The sequence below is a fragment of the Rothia sp. HMSC061D12 genome, assembly GCF_001836735.1.
Lineage (GTDB): Bacteria > Actinomycetota > Actinomycetes > Actinomycetales > Micrococcaceae > Rothia.
The window spans coordinates 18,033-33,397 of the sequence record NZ_KV830309.1 but is presented as its reverse complement, the minus strand read 5'-3'; the positions used below and the strand labels follow the sequence as shown (position 1 = coordinate 33,397).

General features: G+C 59.5%; 14 protein-coding genes and 1 tRNA gene. All 15 read left to right on the top strand.

All coding sequences use genetic code 11. The features are described from left to right. Positions 1-251 precede the first annotated feature (251 nt). The 15 genes from HMPREF2682_RS08080 to HMPREF2682_RS08000 all read left to right on the top strand — a co-directional run bounded on the left by HMPREF2682_RS08080 (position 252) and on the right by HMPREF2682_RS08000 (position 15,140). Positions 252-325 (top strand) — tRNA-Thr (locus HMPREF2682_RS08080). A 125-nt stretch (positions 326-450) separates the two neighbouring features. After that, the gene (locus tag HMPREF2682_RS08075) at positions 451-2,649 is read left to right on the top strand and encodes an acyltransferase family protein (protein ID WP_049340519.1); all 2,199 of its coding nucleotides are present in this window, start codon (positions 451-453) and stop codon (positions 2,647-2,649) included. 139 nt (positions 2,650-2,788) lie between these two features. Next, complete coding sequence (locus tag HMPREF2682_RS08070; RefSeq protein ID WP_049340521.1) at positions 2,789-3,619, top strand: ABC transporter ATP-binding protein; 831 nt, start codon at positions 2,789-2,791, stop codon at positions 3,617-3,619. Positions 3,620-3,777: 158 nt separating this feature from the next. After that, positions 3,778-4,590 carry an SGNH/GDSL hydrolase family protein gene (locus HMPREF2682_RS08065; RefSeq protein WP_070833109.1) on the top strand — a complete coding sequence of 271 codons (813 nt, stop codon included), beginning with the start codon at positions 3,778-3,780 and terminating at the stop codon, positions 4,588-4,590. Between the two features lie 823 nt (positions 4,591-5,413). Further along, entirely contained in the window at positions 5,414-5,650 is a 237-nt protein-coding gene (rpmB, locus tag HMPREF2682_RS08060) for a 50S ribosomal protein L28 (RefSeq protein ID WP_004005966.1), read from the top strand. A gap of 3 nt (positions 5,651-5,653) precedes the next feature. Continuing rightward, positions 5,654-5,824, top strand: coding sequence for a 50S ribosomal protein L33 (gene rpmG, locus HMPREF2682_RS08055; protein ID WP_004005967.1), 171 nt, complete (start codon positions 5,654-5,656; stop codon positions 5,822-5,824). A 2-nt stretch (positions 5,825-5,826) separates the two neighbouring features. Continuing rightward, entirely contained in the window at positions 5,827-6,132 is a 306-nt protein-coding gene (rpsN, locus tag HMPREF2682_RS08050) for a 30S ribosomal protein S14 (protein WP_005506731.1), read from the top strand. Between the two features lie 92 nt (positions 6,133-6,224). Then, on the top strand, positions 6,225-6,512 hold the full coding sequence (locus tag HMPREF2682_RS08045; RefSeq protein WP_005506733.1) for an HU family DNA-binding protein: 288 nt from the start codon (positions 6,225-6,227) through the stop codon (positions 6,510-6,512). 541 nt (positions 6,513-7,053) lie between these two features. After that, on the top strand, positions 7,054-7,911 hold the full coding sequence (locus HMPREF2682_RS08040) for a hypothetical protein (RefSeq protein WP_070833106.1): 858 nt from the start codon (positions 7,054-7,056) through the stop codon (positions 7,909-7,911). Positions 7,912-8,124: 213 nt separating this feature from the next. Further along, positions 8,125-8,841 (top strand): hypothetical protein, encoded by a 717-nt coding sequence (locus tag HMPREF2682_RS08030; protein ID WP_044150774.1) that lies wholly within the window; start codon positions 8,125-8,127, stop codon positions 8,839-8,841. A gap of 276 nt (positions 8,842-9,117) precedes the next feature. Next, on the top strand, positions 9,118-9,828 hold the full coding sequence (locus HMPREF2682_RS08025) for a transcriptional regulator (RefSeq protein WP_070833100.1): 711 nt from the start codon (positions 9,118-9,120) through the stop codon (positions 9,826-9,828). A gap of 277 nt (positions 9,829-10,105) precedes the next feature. Continuing rightward, complete coding sequence (locus HMPREF2682_RS08020) at positions 10,106-10,870, top strand: preprotein translocase subunit SecD (RefSeq protein ID WP_070833097.1); 765 nt, start codon at positions 10,106-10,108, stop codon at positions 10,868-10,870. A 322-nt stretch (positions 10,871-11,192) separates the two neighbouring features. After that, complete coding sequence (locus HMPREF2682_RS08015) at positions 11,193-11,906, top strand: preprotein translocase subunit SecD (RefSeq protein WP_070833094.1); 714 nt, start codon at positions 11,193-11,195, stop codon at positions 11,904-11,906. Between the two features lie 499 nt (positions 11,907-12,405). After that, the gene (locus HMPREF2682_RS08005) at positions 12,406-12,852 is read left to right on the top strand and encodes a hypothetical protein (protein WP_070833089.1); all 447 of its coding nucleotides are present in this window, start codon (positions 12,406-12,408) and stop codon (positions 12,850-12,852) included. Between the two features lie 317 nt (positions 12,853-13,169). After that, positions 13,170-15,140, top strand: a complete 1,971-nt coding sequence (locus HMPREF2682_RS08000; RefSeq protein WP_070833086.1) for an NHL domain-containing thioredoxin family protein — start codon at positions 13,170-13,172, stop codon at positions 15,138-15,140. Positions 15,141-15,365: the final 225 nt, after the last annotated feature.

The window sequence follows — 15,365 nt, the reverse complement described above, 5'->3', positions numbered from 1 at the left end:
TCGATGTCCAAGAAACGGGAGGCAGTTCACGCGAGGCTACCGGGTTTTTCCGTATGCATCTGAAGCTCTAAAGAACGAGTAAAGGAACGTGAGGGGCAGGAAGAAGACTCGGCAAAGTGCTGGACAAGGTGCCCGGGAGCCCCTGTAGCCGAGGTATTCGGAAGGGGTAAAACGAAGGAAACGAACGCATCAAACCGCCAAAGAACAACTAAGCAGATTCAACCACCAGAATAAGGTACACTGGACAAGTTGCCTCCTTAGCTCAGTTGGCCAGAGCATCTGTCTTGTAAACAGAGGGTCACCGGTTCGAATCCGGTAGGGGGCTCAGAAAAATCCTGGTTCGCACCAGCCTCATAGCAGAGGTGCGGATCAGGATTTTATTGTACGAGTGTCCTGTAGTGTCTAAGGGACCCGCACTAGCACATCGACATCCATCCTGAGGAACCGAGAATGTCTGAAACCTCCGGAACCCCGCAGGCTCCCGCCTCGCAGGGAACCTACACCACCGCCCCGCGCAGCATCAAAGCACGCGAAGCCAGCGACTACCCCCTCGAAGAGTTCATCGAATCGCGAGGATTCCGCCCTGAAATTCAGGGCCTGCGAGCCTTCGCCGTGCTCCTCGTGGTGCTCTACCACGTCTGGGTCGGCAAAGTCTCCGGCGGTGTGGATGTCTTCCTCTTCATCTCCGCCTTCCTGCTCTCGCTCTCCTTCATGCGTAAGATCAACGAAGGCAAACCCCTCAATCTCTTCAGCTACTGGATGCACGTCTTCCAGCGACTGCTACCCGTAGCCACCGTGGTTATCGCGTGTACCACGATTGCGTCCTTCTTCGTGCTCGCGCCCAGCCGCTGGTCGCAAACCGTCACCGACGCAACGAGCTCCCTGTTCTACTTCCAGAACTGGAACCTCGCGTTCAGCTCCGTGGACTACTACGCCCAAAACGCTTCCGTGAAGTCACCCTTCCAGCACTTCTGGTCGCTCTCCATCCAGGGACAGATCTTCATCATCTGGCCCCTGCTCTTCGCCGCAGTAGCCTACGTCGTGCACCGATTCCGCGGGAACCTCTTCACCACCGCGGTATTCATCTTCAACACGGTGTTCGTCGCATCCCTGACCTTCTCCATCGTCGAAACCGACACCAACCAGGGATTCGCCTACTTCGACACCCGCACCCGCCTGTGGGAATTTGCCATCGGCACCCTGCTGGCAATGCTCACCCTCAAGTGGAAGGCACCCGAAAAGGCTCGAGTGGTTATGGGCTGGGTCGGTATCATCGGTCTGGTCACCTGTGGCGCAATCCTGCCCGTTGAACGAGCATTCCCCGGCTACCTGGCGCTCTGGCCCGTGATCTCCGGTGCGCTCGTCATCATGGCAGGCCGCACCAACAGCCGCTGGGGCATCGATCGACTGCTGGTCTCCGCACCCCTGCAGAACCTCGGCAACATCTCCTACGCCCTGTACCTGGTGCACTGGCCCATCCTCATCCTCTACAGCAGCGCCGTCGGTACCTCCCGCGTGAACTTCATCGAAGGTGCTGTCATCATCCTTACCTCCATCGGCCTGGCATGGTTGCTCATCCGCTTCGTCGAGAAGCCGCTGCGCTACCGCAAGGACCCCTTCGTACCCTGGCTCATGATGAAGATGCGCTTCAAGACCATCTTCTCGGTCAAGACCTGGGCAGACCAGCTCGCCTTCATCCTCGCGATCTTCCTGGTCGCAGGTGTACCCCTGGTAGCCGCACAGGCATGGGTAGGCTACCGCAACACCCAGTCCGAGCAGAACGCCGAACTGCAGGTACAGACCGCCAGCGAAAACTACCCCGGCGCCCGCGCTATCGGCGGCGCCCAGCAGGGACTCATTGACAACCCCATCCCCTCCGGTGGTGACGTCAAAACCCAGTTCGACGGACTGAGCGACCCCTGCGTTGGCAGCTTCGCGCCCTCCGACCCGGCACTCGCCAAGTACTGCAGCCTGCAGAAGTACGGACCCGAGGACGCACCGCTGACCATGGTCATCGGTAACTCCCACGCCGAACAGGCGCTGAGCATCTTCAAGCCCATCGCAGAACAGACCAAAACCAACCTGCAGACCTACCTGCTCGGTGGCTGCCAGTACCCGGTCCGCGCCGTCAACGCCAGCAACGAATGCTCGGAATTCAACACCAAGATGACCGAGGAAATTCTCAAGCGTAAGCCGCAGACCGTGGTGCTCATCGCCACCGTTGCCCAGGCACGCTCGAACGACGAACGAGTCGACCCGAGCCTCGATGAGACGGTCCGCCGCCTCACCGAAGCAGGAGTCCAGGTCATTGGCCTGCGCGATAACCCGCGCTTCGAGTACAACATCTACGAATGCGCTCAGAAGGCCGGCGCCGACAAGAGCTCCTGCGCACGACCCGCAAGCGACAAGTACGCCGCAGAAAACCCTGCAAAGGAAATCTTCGACAAGTACCGCAACCAGGGTGCCGTCATGGTGGACCTGAAGGACGTGTACTGCCCGGACGGCATGTGCAGCCCCGTGGTTGGAAACATCTACGTCTACATCGATGACAACCATGTCTCCAAGACCTACAGCCGCACCATGGCTCAGGAAGTCTTCCAGCGTGCAGCGGAAGGCGGCTGGCTCGTCAACGGAAAAGTGAACTTCTAAAGTTCGCCGATATAGCGGATCCCCCGTGCTGTTCTACAGAAGTGTGAACGGTTCGGGGGATTCGCTATATTCTGACCCGAAATTAGGATAGGCTAAGTTAGGAGGCTCCCGGGAAAAGCCTTAGAGAAGAAAGGACGCCATGAAAGAAATCACCGAACGCACCCTCAAAGTAGAGAACGTCAGCCTCGGCTACGGCGAAACCACCATCGTCAAAGACCTCTCCCTCGAATTCCCGAAGGGCAAAGTTACCGCCATCATCGGCCCCAACGGCTGCGGTAAATCCACCCTGCTACGCGGTGTCTCCCGACTACTCAAGCCGCTCAACGGCGACTTCACCCTCGACGGCAAACCCACCCACGAATACTCCATGAAGGGCTTCGCCCGCATGGTTGGGCTCATGCCCCAGCATCCCATCGCCCCCGAAGGAATTACCGTAGCCGACCTCGTCTCCCGAGGACGCTACCCCTACCAGGGACTCTTCAAACGCAATAGCGCCGAAGATGATGAGGCGGTCGCCTGGGCACTAGAAGCCACCGACACCATGTCCCTCGCCGAACGACAGGTCACCGAACTCTCTGGCGGCCAACGTCAGCGCGTCTGGATTGCCATGGCGCTCGCCCAAGAAACCGACATCCTACTGCTGGACGAGCCGACCACCTACCTCGACCTGGCACACCAGGTGGAGCTACTCGACCTACTCTCGGACCTCAACGAACAGCGCGGCACCACCATGATCATGGTGCTGCACGAGTTGAACCTCGCCGCCCGAGTCGCCGATTACCTCGTCGCGATGAAGGACGGCTCCATCGTCGCTCAAGGCGAAGCACACGACGTGCTCACCCGTGAGAACCTGCACACCATTTTCGGTCTGAAAGCAGAGGTCGCCGATCCGTTTAACGACGGCAGCGTCGTGGTTGTTCCGCATCCCCGGAGTGCGTCCACCGTTGCCGGTTCAGCTGTCGCATCCTAAGAAACCCCCGCTCATATCTGATGAAGCGCCCATAACAGTGGGATACTGGAAAGTAGGACGCACCGAAAGCTAAGCGAAGAAGCCGGTACACCGCGCGGGTGTGCCGGCTTCTTCCACAGAAGGGTCATTCTCTATAGAGGCCCGGAAAGAAGAACACAATGACGACCCCGCTCCTAGACTCCAACGGCAAGCTCAACGGTGAATCAGTACGCTACGTGGCAATCGGCGACTCCTTCACCGAAGGTGTGGGCGACGTTGACTGCCGCCGCCCTAACAGCCTGCGCGGCTGGGCAGACCGCGTTGCCGAAGGCATCGGTGCAGTAGACCCGCAGGCGCAGTACGCAAACCTTGCTATCCGCGGCCGCCTGCTCGGTCCCATCCTGGATGAACAGCTGCCTCGAGCCCTGGACCTCTGCCCCAACATTGTCACCTTCTACGGCGGCGGCAATGACATCATGCGACCCAACGTGGATATTGACCAGCTCATGACTCACGTAGACGAAGCCTTCGCCACCCTGCGCGGCGAAGGAATCGAAGTGCTTACCGTAACCGGCCTGGATGTACAGGGCCAGGGCCCCTTCGCCCGTACCCGCGGCCGTACCGCCACCTACAACGAGCTACTGCGTGGTATCGCTGAGGACCACGGCGTGCACATTATCGACTACTGGCGCTGGAACGACTTCCTTGATTGGCGTCTGTGGGCTGACGACCGCCTGCACATGAACGACCTCGGCCACGAACGCTTCGCATCTCGCGTACTGGCGCAGCTCGGCCTGCCCGGTGTGATCACCGAATCGGTACTGCCCCCGGAGGTGCAGCTGACCGCCCGCGAGAAGATCGAGCAGGAGGCACGCTGGGTCCGTGAGTTTGCCCTGCCGTGGATTGGCCGCCGTCTAAAGGGAACAAGCTCCGGGGACGGTGTGAGCCCCAAGTACCCGCAGTGGGTGCCCGCGGCAAGTCTTAAGAACTAGGCTGAAGAACTAGGGGCGCGGTGGCTCACGGTACGGCGTAAAACTGTACGCCGGGGGAGTGTCCTGCGCGGTATCTGTACCGTATTTGTGCCTGCATCTACGCCGTAACTGGAACGGTAAATCCGCCGTTACCCGTACCGTTGCGACCCCTTAAACCGCCCTTTAAAACCGGGGCGGAAGCGTTAAAACGAGAGTTAAAAGCTCTTTAAACGCGTATTTAAGCCCGTTTAATAGCCCTGCGCACACCGCAAGAAGCGGTGGCGCGGGGCTGTTTAAGGCTTAAATCCGGCTTAAGCTGTTAATCTCACAACATGAATTTCACCGGTGTAATTTATCCCCGGTCACATAGAGAACATCCGTTCTTAAAAAGGCGCATTAACGCCTGACTAGGGGCGTTAAAGAATTCCTTAAAAACATCTGGACTTGCAAAAACACCCATTTTTGATAGAATGGATAGGTATGTTTGCCGCTCGAAGGCAGGCGTGCATCCGCGAATCGAGCACTTCGCTTAAACGAGATGCAATTGGCTCAGAACACCGAGATTCCGCGGATTTTTAAGGCAAAATCCGGCGTGCAGGCTTGCACGAACCCCCGTATTTACCTAGAATTTAACGCTGTTCGTAGTGGTGGAAACGCCTCTCGACACTAATAAGCTTCACCGTTTTTCCCGCGGCGGGGATCGATGCGTGGCCTCTCACCCACGTGACGATCTCAAACACTCTAGCCCGGCGAATAACCCGGTGCTTCTACATTGGTGGCGGGACGCTCACGAGTAACATCGACTGCGTACCGTCATAAAAGTCAATCAATAAAGGAGTGAAACATGGCAGCAGTCTGCCAGGTGACCGGAGCTGTTCCCGGCTTTGGACACAGCATTTCGCACTCGCATCGCCGCAACAAGCGTCGATTCGACCCGAACGTTCAGAAGAAGACCTACTGGGTTCCTTCGCTGCGTCGTAAGGTAACCCTGAACGTGTCCGCTAAGGGCATCAAGGTTATCGATGCTCGTGGCATCGATGCCGTTGTTGCAGAAATCATCGCACGCGGGGAGAAGATCTAGTAAATGGCATCCAAGGCTAAGGACCTCCGTCCTATCATCAAGCTCAAGTCCACTGCTGGCACCGGTTACACCTACGTGACCCGTAAGAACCGCCGCAACAACCCCGACCGTATGGTGCTGAAGAAGTACGACCCCGTCGTTCGCAAGCACGTTGACTTCCGAGAGGAGCGCTAAGAATGGCTAAGAAGTCCAAGATCGCTCGCAACGAGCAGCGCAAGGTCATCGTCGCTCGCTACAACGAGAAGCGTATCGCGCTGAAGAAGACCCTGATCGACGAGAACGCTACCCCCGAGGAGCGCGAAGCAGCACGCGTGGCACTGCAGAAGCTGCCCCGCAACGCTTCCCCCGTTCGCGTGCGTAACCGCGACCAGATCGACGGCCGCCCCCGCGGTACCTTCCAGAAGTTCGGTATCTCCCGCGTGCGCTTCCGCGAGATGGCACACCGCGGCGAGCTGCCCGGTATCACCAAGTCCAGCTGGTAAATCTGGTATTTTAGTTCCTAAACGGTTTTCCGTCGTCACCGACGGTCACTCGCTTTAGACTCAAACCTTAAGTCTCTGGAAGGGGCACCCTAATGGCTAAGAACCGTACCGAACTCGTTGCAGAGGTTGCAGAGAAGTCTGGCAAGAGCCAGGCAACTGTAAACGCAGTCCTCGACGCAGTGTTCCAGGTTTTCGAGTCTTCCGTCTCCAAGGGCGAGAAGATCACCATCCCCGGTTGGATGGCAATCGAGCGCACCGACCGTGCAGCTCGTACCGGCCGTAACCCGCAGACCGGCGAAACCATCCAGATTCCCGCCGGTCACGGCGTGAAGCTGACCGCAGGCTCCAAGCTGAAGGCAGCAGTCGCTAAGAAGAAGTAATTCTTGAGACTTTGAATCTGCTAAAGACCCCCACCAATATGGTGGGGGTCTTTTAGTATGCCCAGATGCTCTCTTGACGATAGGGGTATGGGGTGCCGGGGGAGGGGGCGCGTCTGGAGGGCTGGGAGGGCACGTGCGGCGGGGAGCGTGCGCAAGGCAGGGAGCGTGCACAAGGTGGGTCTTCAAGACCCTAACCCTTAACTCGAGCATAAGATACAGAAAGTAGCTCGGTTTCACAGGGGAAGCTATGATGGGCTACAGAAAAAATAAAGAAAATTTATACATTTAAGCAGAAAGCTATGCATGAGCTGAGCGAAAAATCGCGATTATCAAACCCCGCTGGGAAAAATACTTATACATCCCCGTTTGGACACAGCTTAAACACAGCAAACTAAAGCTCAATCTTAGACTCACACCCTAAGCTGGAATCACCGGCGAAGGAAAAGCCACACACCATACACGGCGGCCCCACCCAACCGGAAAATCAACCATACAAACCCCGGACGATTGACCCTCCGGGATGCACAAGGAGAACCACCTCATGGCACGCCCCGCACTGCACACTTCCGCACAGGCCACCAACCGTCGCTTCCGCACCGGCGCGGCAGCACTGTCCCTGGCAGCAATCGCAGCACTCGGCCTGAGCGCCTGCGGTACACAGAACACCTCCAACCCGGCACCCACCGCCACCGCGACCGCCAAGGCATCCTCCACCGCCGACGCAGCAGTCAACGCGGGCAACGGCAAGGTCACCGTCAAGGCAAGTGACGCAGCCTCCCCGAGCGCCACCGCAAGCAGCTCCCAGGGCACCGTCACCGTCACCGAAGACGGTGTGACCGTCAGCGGTGCTGATGGTACCGGGGTCACCGCAGACGCCAACGGTAATGTGACCGTCAACGGCGCGAACGGAACCGGCGTGACCGCCGATGTTAGCGGCAACGCAACCGTCAATGGCAGCTCGGCATCGAACAACTCGGGCTCCTCCGCAAAGGTCGACGAAAAGGCCGGTGAAACCACCGCCAAGAACGGCTCCAACGGCGCAGGTAACAGCTCCGGTAACGGCACCGTGACCGTCGACAGCGGAACCGTCAGCGCAGCCAACGGCTACACCCTCATCGAAATCAAGACCGACGGCGGCTGGTCCTACCACGCCCCCAACGGCGACATCATCGAGGTACGAGCTGACGGCTCCTGGGAGCGCGTTGGCGATGGAGGCGTCGTTGAGGTTGATGCTGACGGCTCCTGGGAACAGACCGGCGAGAACGGCGTAATCGAGGTAGAAGCTAACGGCACCTGGGAACAGACCGGCGGCAAAGGCGCGGTTAAGGTACCCAGCGTCCCCCTCAAGCCCGCCGGTGCTGTCGCTAACCCCGTCAAGCCCGTCACTCCCCGCCGCTAAGAAGCTGGCTGACAAGCTGGGTGAAAACGTAGGCTATCCCACTCGCTAGAATGCGGATAAACGCCCACACGCCCGGATAATCACACCCAAACTCGATAGAATTAACGCGGTTGGTTACACCGATAATCGTTATGGAATCCCACAAGGATCCTGCGCACGACGCGAATACGTCGTCAACTAGCCGCACCATACTAACAACCACAAGGAGAAACAATGGCAATCGCCCCCGCAATGAAGAAGACCACCGCGGTTCTGTCCATCGCTTTCGCAGGCGCACTGGGCCTGAGCGCATGTGGCTCCCAGTCCTCTTCCACCACCACTACCGCGACTGCATCCGCATCCGCTTCGGCAACTGCGTCCGCAAGCGCATCGGCTAAGGCATCCTCTGCGGCAACCACCTCTGCAGCTTCCGCTTCCGCTACTGCAGATGTGAAGGTTGACAAGGACGGCAACGTCACCGTCAAGGCTAACGACGGTGCGGGCAACTCCGCAGACGTGAAGGTCGGCGCAGACGGCAAGGCTTCCGTTGACGCTAAGGATTCCGAGGGCAACTCCTCCAAGGTAGAGTCCGACGAAAAGGGCACCAAGGCTGAGTCCAAGGACTCCGAGGGTAACTCCTCCTCCGCAACCGTAGAGGGCGACGTCGTTGTCTCTGAGGACGGCGGCTGGACCATTCAGGGTGACGAAGGTCAGGTAGCTGTACAGGCTGACGGTTCCTGGAGCCGCCAGGACGCAAACGGCCAGGTCGCAGTCAAGGCTGATGGCTCCTGGAGCATCCAGGCTAACAGCGGCCTGCAGGCAACCGTGGACGCATCCGGTGAAGTAACCTCCATCGTTGGCGGCGAGAAGGCAGACCTGAAGGCTCCGAAGGTTCCCGCAAAGCCCGCACAGGCTAAGGTCGCCCCCGTCAAGCCCGCACAGCCCAAGTAAGCTGTAAAGAGCTAACAGCGGCTTGTGGCGCTCGTAGAGCGTGACAGTCCGTGACTTATGAAGACGCCCCGTGCGCATCCGATAGTGATGCGTGCGGGGCCGTTTTGCGTCTTCAAGTTGCGCTGAACTCCTAGGGAAAATAGGAAGCTTCGCATAACTGTTGTTAGGATTAGGGAGGCGCTCAGAATCTAGCTCTCACTCAACTCTCACTCAACAAACAACCACACTATAGGTCTCCCCGGCATAGCACGGGGATCTACCAGAAAAGAGAACACAGTGAAGAAGTCTATGGCTGTTCTGTCCCTGAGCCTCGCCGCAACCTTCGGTCTTGCAGCCTGCGGCGGCAACTCCGGCACCAACTCTAACTCCTCCGCATCGGCAAGCGCATCTGCTTCTGCAACCGCAGGTAGCTCGAGTGCCTCCTCCAGCGCGTCTGCCTCGGCGAGCGCATCGGCTACCGCTTCCGCAAACGCAGGTAGCTCGAGCGCCTCCGCTAAGGAATCCGAAAGCCAGAAGAGTGGACTGTCGGGTGCTTCCTCCATGCCCACGGACCCCACCGATAGCAACTACGGTCCGCAGCTATACGCGCATTACAAGGAAGCCGTCGAAGAGGCTAAGAAAGACCGCTCCGCCAAGAAGACTACGAACACTGAAGGCAACGTGTACACTGCCCCTGACGGAAGCATCGCTGTTGTCGAAGCTAAGAACGGTAACTACATCAGCATTGAGAAAGACGGTAGCTGGGTACGTGTGACCCCTGAAGGTGAGGTTGCCGCCGTGACTGATAAGGGCGGCTGGGTTGCCGTCAAGCCTAACGGTGAAGTAATTAGCGTTGATGAGAACGGTGCGGCTTCCATTATGAACGTTAAGACCTCGGAGGTTTCGGGCGACTACCAGTCCCTGGAGCTGCCCAAGCCCCCGGCTCCTGTGGGAGACCTGCCTGCCCCGAAGAATCCCGTTAAGCCGACCAGCCTGGCTACGAACTAAACGTATCCACTACATAGCTGGTGACTAGCTAGACCCGTTCGCCCCGTGCGCATCCGAGCGTGATGCGTGCGGGGCGTTTTTGCGTCTTCAAGCCGCGCTGAGAAGACCAGTAGAGCTGAGATGACCCGTAAGCGGGGGAGGGGGCACCGCACCATCTCAGGGAGCTTTCAGGTCGCGGTGCTAGCATGGTGGCGTACACCGGGCATACCGGAGTACAGGTCAACCACACTACGCACTGCGCCGTTGCAGAGCGGCGCATACAGAAAGAGAAAATACAGTGAAGAAGTCTATTGCTGTTCTGTCCCTGACCATTGCCGCTGTCCTCGGCCTTGCAGCCTGCGGCGGCAACTCCGGCACCAACTCCAACTCCTCCGCATCGGCAAGCGCGTCCGCTTCCGCAACCGCTTCTGCAACCGCTTCCGCAACTGCCTCGGCACCCGCAAGCACCTCCGCAGCAGCAACCAGCAAGAGCACCACCTCCGCAGCAGCTGAAACCACCAAGGCAGAAACCAAGGCCACCCAGGGTACCATCAGCACCCCCACCGACCTGCCCACCGATGCAAACGAAGCACTCAAGAAGGCTGAAGGGTCCGCCCAGCAGGCAGGCTCCGCAGGCTACACCGCCAGCAAGGAAGCCCTGAACGATTTCAAGACTGAGGCCGGTGTGAAGAAGGCGCAGACCAGCGACGGCACCGTCTACTACAACGATGAATTCGCTGCCTTCGAATCCAAGGACGGCGCTATTGTCAGCATCCAGAATAACGGTGTGTGGACCAGCATCGACGCCAACGGTACGACCATCGTCGTGAGCAATGACGGCTCCTGGATTAAGACCAACCCCAAGGAGAACCTCTACACCGTCGTCAAGGCAGACGGTACCGCCTCCGTACTGAACACCAAGACCTTCGAACAGGCAACCGATGTCTCCACCATCGAGGTCCCGAAGGCCCCGGCCCGCATCGACGGCTTCAACGGCACCGCTAAGACCCCGGTCAAGCCCACCAAGATTGCTGACCTCTCCGAGGTCGCAGGCGCCAAGTAATGCAGACGCCAAATAAAAACTAGCCCCTGCCCTCTGCCCCCGGGCCGAACAGCCCGACAGAACAGGGGCACCAGCGCCCCGCACGTATCCGACCGTGATGCGTGCGGGGCGCTTTGCGTCTTCAAGCTGAGCTGGGAAGACCCGTAGAGCTGAGAAGACCAGCGAAAGTAGCGGGGGAGGGGGGGAGCACCGCACCATCTCAGGGAGCTTCCAGGCCGCGGTGCTAGCATGAGGGCATACACCGGGGAGGTACCCGAGCACAGGTCAACCACATTACGCACTGCGCCGTTGCAGAGCGGCGCATGCAGAAAGAGAAAATACAGTGAAGAAGTCTATTGCTGTTCTGTCCCTGACCATTGCCGGTGCCCTCGGCCTTGCAGCTTGCAGCGGTAATTCCGGCACCAACTCCGGCACCAACTCCTCTGCATCGGCTAGCGCGTCCGCTTCCGCAACTGCCTCGGCCCCTGCAAGCACCTCCGCAGCCGCTGAAACCACCAAGGCAGAAACCAAGACCACCCAGGGGACCATCAGCACCCCCAGCGGTCTGCCCAGCGAAGCAACCGAAACACTTAAGAAGAGCGAGGACTCCAACCAGCAGGAAACCTCCGCATTCTACAGCGCCGTCAAGGAATCCCTGAACGAGTTCAAGAACGAGTCCGATGTAAAGAAGGTACAGACCAGCGACGGCACCGTCTACTACAACTATGAAGTCGCTGTCTTCGAAACAAAGGACGGCGCTATTGTCATCATCAAGAATACCGGTGCGTGGAGTAGATTTGACTCCAACGGCGGAACCATCGTCGTGGAAGAGGACGGCTCCTGGATTAAGACCAACCCCGAGGACAACCTCTACACCGCCGTCAAAGCAGACGGCGCCGCTGCCGTGCTGAACACTAAGACCTTAGAGCAGACAACCGACCTCTCCACCATCGAGATCCCGAAGGCACCTGCCCGTATCGACGGCTTCCGCGGCACCGCTAAGACCCCGGCCAAGCCCACCAAGGTTGGTAACTTCTCTGAGATTACAGGCCTCTAGTAAAAAATAGCTCCTGCCCCGGGCCGAACAGCCTGACAGAACAGGGCCACCAGCGCCCCGTGCGCATCCGACCGTGGTGATGCGTGCGGGGTGCTTTCGCGTTCAGAAGGAGGGGGCTCAGGCTCTTCCCAGACAGCGGTGCTAGGATGTGGGCATGCCCGAAGCTGGGCATTACCAACCACATCCATACACAGCGTTGTGATGATGTCGCGACGCATGACGGAAAGAGAAATCCGCCGTGAAGAAGTCTATTGCTGTACTGTCTCTCAGCGTGGCAAGCCTGCTCGGTCTAGCCGCCTGCGCCCCCTCCATAAAAGCGCCCGTAGCCTCCGGAAGGTCCGCATCGGCAAGCGCCTCCGCTTCACCCTCTGCCTCGCCCTCTGCACGTAGCGAGAGCTCATCTAGCCCCTCATCTAAACCTACTTCGAGCGCTTCTGGCAGGGCAACCGCTAGCAGCGACACAACGCAGGGAGCATCCTCAGCGGTAGGGGCTGACGAGATGCAGTACAAGGCCAGGAAACACTACGAAACGTACTACCAAAAAATTGCCGAGGCTGAGAAGGACCCCGCCGTTGTGAAGGGCGAAAACGCCGATGGTAAGACCTACATCTTAGAAAAAGACAAGCTTGCTATGGTCGTGGGGAAGAACAATGAATACATCATCTTCCACCAGCATGACGGGAACTGGAGCCGTCTGAGGCCTAACGGTGAGCTAGAACTAACGTACTCCGATAGGGCCTGGGTCAGGGTAATGCCGGACGGTGAACGTATCGCAGTCAAGGCGAGCGGTAACACCAACATTGCCTACCATCAGGGCGATGTATCCGAGGACATCATTACCTCGCTGAAAACCCCCGAAGTCCCCGCCCAAGTGGAAGGTTTCGCGAGCGTCCCCCAAAAACCTGTAAAGCCGAAGAAGCTTGGCACGGTTGTGGGCACGAAGTAAAAAGCCTCGAGCGTCTCGGTCCGTGCGCATCCGTTTTGGATGTGCACGGACCGATTTTTAATATCTGCCTGCGCGTCTCTACCTGAGACGGGGTTACTCCTTTGGGACAAGCTGCACGCGGTCGCTTGCAAACTCGAGACCGAGTCTCTGAAGAGCCGCACAACTCTCAACAACAGGGAATATGACTTAATATGACGGGTCGTTAAGCCCTCAAGTCACAAAGCTCAACTCCCAGCGAACCACCCCCACCACGCTGGCATAATGGGGACAGCAAACCAACGCGCCCACACACGGCGCACCCAACAGGAGAGAAAACCATGAGCGAGAACACCACCCGCAACGTACGCGTGCGCGCCAGCGAACTCGAAGGCCGAGCCTGGCTCAACACCGGCGACAAAAACCTCACCCTGGCCGACCTTCGCGGCAAAATCGTTATTCTCGACTTCTGGACCCTCTGCTGCATCAACTGCCTGCACGTCCTCGACGAACTACGCCCCCTCGAAGAAGAATTCTCCGACGTACTCGTCACCGTCGGCGTACACAGCCCCAAATTCGAACACGAAGCAGACCCCGTAGCGCTCGCAGCAGCCGTCGACCGCTACCACATCACCCACCCCGTACTCGACGACCCCGAACTGACCACCTGGCAGGCATACACCGCCCGCGCATGGCCCACCCTCGTCGTCGTCGACCCCGAAGGCTACATCGTCGCCCACCTTTCCGGCGAAGGTCACGTACAGGGCCTCACCTCCCTCGTACGCGAACTCGTCGCCGAGCACGAGGCGAAGGGTACCCTGCACCGTGGCGACGGCCCCTACGTACCCCGCCCCAAGGCAGCCGGCACCTACGCCTTCCCCGGCAAAGCCATCGAACTGCCCGCTGAATTCGGCCCCGCAAACCTCTTCGGCAACCGCGAGCGCACCTACCTCGTCGCAGACAGCGCACGCCACCGTATCCTGCAGGTAGCAGCCGACCTCAACACCGTCATCAACACCTACGGCGGCGGCAACGACCCCATCAACCACCCCGTCAAGGGCCACGTCGACGGCACCGGCACCGAAGCACGCTTCAACGAACCCGCCGGCCTCGCCCTCGTACCCGAAAACCTGCGCGAACAGCTCGGCTACGACGTGCTCGTCGCCGACACCGTCAACCACCGCCTGCGCTCCCTCAACCTGAGCACCGGCGAAGTACGCACCCTCGCAGGCAACGGCGTGCAGCGCGTCATCGACGGCGACAACGCCATCACCGGCGACCCCAACCACATCCCCGCCGGCGTACCCGCCACCGACATCGCGCTCTCCTCACCCTGGGACGCCGTCTACTCCCGCGAAGCTGGCCAGTTCGTCATCGCCATGGCAGGCACCCACCAGCTCTTCGGCTACGAACCCGTCACCGGCACCGTCAGCATCTTCGCAGGCTCCGGCGTCGAAGGCCTCGCCGACGGCCCCGCCGCCGACGCATGGTTCGCCCAGCCCTCCGGCATTATCGAAGCACGCGACGGCAGCCTCTGGGTCGCATGCTCCGAAACCAGCGGCCTGCGCCACGTCACCTTCACCGAAGACGGCGTACAGGTCACCTCTGCCGTCGGCAAGGGCCTGTTCGACTTCGGCTTCGTCGACGGCGACTCCGACACCGCCCGCATGCAGCACCCCCTCGGCCTGACCGAACTGCCCGACGGATCCATCGCCGTAGCTGACACCTACAACGGCGCCATCCGCCGCTGGGACCCCGCAACCGGCACCCTCGGCACCCTCGAACGCGGCCTCGACGAACCCTCCGACCTGCTCGTCGAAGAAGTACCCGGCGAAGAACCGCGCCTCATCATCGTCGAAACCAACGCCCACCAGCTCGTACGCGCCTCCATCCCCGCCAAGGCACAGCACGTCGACGAAGGCGCCATCACCACCGCACGCCCCTCTACCAAGCTCACCGGCGGCACCCTCGAATTCACCTCACGATTCACCGTGCCCACCGGCCAGAAGCTCGACACCCGCTGGGGCGACCCCACCCAGCTGAAGATCTCATCCACTCCCGAGAACTTCATCCTGGAAGGCGCCGGCACCTCCACCGGACTGACCCGCACCCTCGTGCTCAACCCCGAAATCACCGAGGCAGTCCTGCACATCACCGCACGCGCCGCCGCCTGCGACGGCACCCCCGGCGGTGACATCCCCGAGCATGCAGCATGTCACCTCTACCAGCAGGACTGGGGTATTCCCGTCGTCGTGACCGGTGACGAGGCAGATGAAAGTGAGCTCGTCCTGGACCTGCGCGGTATCAACTAAGGATCTATAACAGAAAATAATTAAGGGTCAGTATTATCCTCGCTCCTACAGGGGCACCCGTCCTCGCTTCGCTTCGGACACCCTGATGTCGCTACGGATAATACTGACCCTTTTCTGTCGTACTGCTCTGATACAGCTGCAGATAGTACCGGTTCCCTTTGACCTTTTAGGATTGTGGGACGCGAAAGGGCCGGGTCATCCTCGCTCCTACAGGGGCACCCGTCC